This is a genomic window from Microbispora sp. NPDC046933, from assembly GCF_040644635.1.
Lineage (GTDB): Bacteria > Actinomycetota > Actinomycetes > Streptosporangiales > Streptosporangiaceae > Microbispora.
Map to the genome: position 1 here is coordinate 1 of NZ_JBEYWW010000097.1, position 2,568 is coordinate 2,568.

The following is a 2,568-nucleotide window of genomic DNA, read 5'->3' on the forward strand; positions in this document are numbered from 1 at the left end:
GCGGCCTTCGGCATAGTGTGCTGCGTGCACGCATTCGACGCGCTGGGGGACCCGGTGCGACGCCGGATCCTGGAGCTGCTCTCCCAAGGCGAGCATACAGCCTTGGCTAACTTCTACTTTTATATTGGTAAAACAAAATTCACTTATGGAGCCTTTTTAAATGATACCATTAACTTTGTTATTACTGCATTTGTTGTTTTCATAATAATAAAGTTTGTTAACAGATTAATTCCACATAAAGAGAAAGAAAAGCAAGAAAATCAAAATAAAGAATTGGACACTCTGATTGAGATACGTGACTTATTAAAAATAAAATCTAAGTAAAAAAGCTTAGAAAATTATCATAAATTGATTTTGGCAGTTAACTATGGTATTATTTTACCGTACTAATCAAAAACTGCTCTTCTTAATCTAAGCGCAGGCGCTAAAAACTGATCATTATGTGCTGTGATCAGTTTTTTTGTTTTAATTTTCTCCTTTTTATAAATATTGATAAAGATTCATTTATATTTTATTGGACTACAATCAAATATTTAAACACAAAATGAACAATATCTTTCGAAAATAATTTTTGAGTTCAGTTTTAAATAAATATTTCCATCAAAAATCTCAGTCATTAATTTTAAAATCTCCATAGTAAAATTTACTTCTGACTGAAAGAGATTTCTCATTATAAAAAAGAAAAAAGTTTTAAAAGGGAATTTAATGATTTTCACTCTAGAAATAATAAGTTTCGGAAAAATTTTTGTTTTTCGGAAAGATACCATTTCTGAAGTGAAAAACATAAAATTTTCATTTTAAAAACTTTCGTAAATTTTTGCTCACTTTTAATAAAAAAACTCCTTCAGTTAGAAAGAGATTTTTTACTAAGTAGATTAAAAACCATTCAATGATTTTTAGGGGTTATTATTATAATGTACCCATTCTACCACTTCAATATTATTTGTCAATAAGAAAAACATCAATAGTTGATGTTTTTCATGAGTATTTATGAAAAGTTTTTCTGGAATAAGCATAGTCTATCATAATTATATTAACATTCGCTTAATGGAAAGTCAACGAAAAACTAGACACGGAGTTAAGAGAATTTAAGAATTATATTTTTCAAAGTCTTTTGGAGACTTGTAATCAAGACCTGAATGCATCCTTTTTGTATTGTAATAGGTCTCAATGTATTTAAATATTTCTTGAGTAGCCTCAGCTCTTGTCTCAAAATGAGCATCATTAATAAGCTCCCTCTTTAGCGTCTTATAAAAAGACTCCATCATTGCATTGTCATATGGATTTCCTTTACGACTCATGCTAGATTGAGCACCGACTTGACGAAGAGTAGATTGATAACGAGAGCTTGTATATTGACTCCCTTGATCAGTATGGACAATCAAGCCAGGCTGAGGATGTTCTTTCCCACAAGCTTGTAAGAAGCAATCCCTCACCAGTTTATCTTGCATCCGTGAAGACATTGACCAGCCTACAATCTTACGTGAAAAAACGTCGATATTCACGGCTAAGTATAAGGTGCCTTCTTTGGTAGGGATATAGGTCATGTCTCCCAGCCATACTTTATTAGGAGCTGTTGCTTTAAAGATCTGATTAATTAAATTGGGTCTTGAAAGCGAAGCTCCTTTTCTGTTGTAATGTTTATATTTATAACGGCTTCCCTTGGCATAAAGTCCCATCAAGTGCATCAGTTTCCCAACACGTTTCGTGTTGGTCATAATACCAGTATTATGAAGTACCTTGGTAATTCTAACCGCACCATAGCGTCCCTTATGCTCATGAAAGACAGCTTTTATCTTCTCTGAGAGAATTTCTCTCTCCACTTGTTGTTTTGAAGGACGACGATGCATGTATTCATAGAAACCTGAGCGAGAAACCTTAAGAACTTTTACTGCATGCTTAATTTTTATCTTCCCATGATGTTTCAAGAGAAATTCAAAACGTTTTACTTGCTTCGCTTCAAGAAGACCCGGAACTTTTTTAGAAGTTCAAGTTCCTCCTGAAGATAACGATTTTCTTTCTCTAACAATTTAATCTTATGTTGGGCATCAGCTAGGGCTGTCCCATTGCCTGGAAAAGCACTTTCTCCATATTCTTCAACTTCTTGAACCCAGCGATAAAGACTATTGGCATGAACCTCAAGCTCTTGGCTGACTTCTTTAACAGAGTAACCCTCTTCAAGAATGAGTTTTACTGCAGAATTTTTAAATTGTTTATCGAATTTTCTTCTTGCCATAATAAACCTTTCCACGATTTCTCTTAACTTTGTGTCTAGTTTATTATAACCTTTCCACCTTTCATTTTTGTGTCTTAATAGACAGATTATAACACACAATTTTCTGTCCACTTTTATAGTATAGCTCCAATTCAAGATGACTTGGAAGAACTAGAAGTAATCGCTAAAGGTGTGTTTGAGTCTTCCATACGTGCTATCTTTCCATTTGACGGAAGAGATAAATACTTAACTCTATCAAAAAAATCAAAGTAACCACGACCGCAAGGGATTTTTCCTAAAGGCAGAACGTCCGATTTTTTCAATTGAGGTGGACAAGCGGAGCGACAAGATCG

At 33.9% G+C, this 2,568-nt stretch carries 3 protein-coding genes; 1 reads left to right on the plus strand and 2 read right to left on the minus strand.

All coding sequences use genetic code 11. The features are described from left to right. Positions 1–324, plus strand: a 324-nt coding sequence (locus tag ABZ857_RS44000; RefSeq protein ID WP_357056890.1) for an MscL family protein, incomplete at its 5' end; no start/stop codon positions are given. 764 nt (positions 325–1,088) lie between these two features. On the opposite strand, the gene ABZ857_RS44005 is transcribed toward ABZ857_RS44000, so the two are convergent. After that, a protein-coding gene (locus tag ABZ857_RS44005) for an IS3 family transposase (RefSeq protein WP_095586744.1) occupies positions 1,089–2,236 on the minus strand; the annotation gives its coding sequence in 2 pieces (ribosomal slippage) (positions 1,089–1,984 and positions 1,984–2,236; 1,149 coding nt in all). A gap of 131 nt (positions 2,237–2,367) precedes the next feature. Next, on the minus strand, positions 2,368–2,568 hold a 201-nt coding region (locus ABZ857_RS44010), incomplete at its 5' end, for a hypothetical protein (RefSeq protein WP_357056893.1).